Annotated in this window: 1 protein-coding gene; it reads left to right on the top strand. The window is 42.1% G+C overall.

Translation table 11 applies throughout. From position 1 onward, the window contains the following. Window positions 1–306 (top strand): transposase (locus HH219_RS21710; protein WP_211842220.1); only part of this gene is annotated, 306 nt, incomplete at its 5' end. Window positions 307–624 lie beyond the last annotated feature (318 nt).

Here is a 624-nt window from a genome sequence, read left to right as displayed (position 1 = left end):
AACCGCGATAAAGTCATGACACTGAGTTGTGATGAATTTTTACGGCGCTACTTACAACATGTACTGCCGAAAGGGTTTATGCGCATTCGCCACTATGGCTTTTTAGCTAATGCGTGTCGCAAGCGAAAGTTAGGGTTAATAAAGGCTCAAGCATCAATAACCCCATTCAAAGCGGTGAAGCCGAAGGCAGAGCAAGAACGATTAATACCGCATTGGCCTTGCCAGTCATGCAAGGCGGGTATCTTACGATTTATTGGCGTGATGAATTTAGATATGGCGACAAATAAAATAGCGCGAACGAGTTAGCAGCCTTGCTTGCTGCATCAGATCAATGAGTTAACCTGCTTAACTGCTCAGGCTAGTCGCGGCTGTGCGTGAGAAAAATATCCTTGCTTAACGGTTAAACATTAGGTTTAATGAATAGATAATAAACGCTGAGCAATGCAGGGATAGCTTAAATTATAATAGGCAAGCTTATTAAATTAGCTGATTTAGCTAGAGCCTCTAAAAAGCAAATTCCCATAGCATAAACAACACCAACTCTATACACCGAGCAGGTAGCGCCTCAGTCCAACAAGCGATTATGCAACACAAACTGCGTGTTGCATAAATACTAAAGTGTTA

It is taken from the genome of Pseudoalteromonas sp. NEC-BIFX-2020_015, from assembly GCF_012952265.1.
GTDB classification, from domain to species: domain Bacteria; phylum Pseudomonadota; class Gammaproteobacteria; order Enterobacterales; family Alteromonadaceae; genus Pseudoalteromonas; species Pseudoalteromonas neustonica.
The sequence above is the reverse complement of the archived record's forward strand: the minus strand, read 5'-3'. Positions and strand labels throughout refer to the sequence as shown.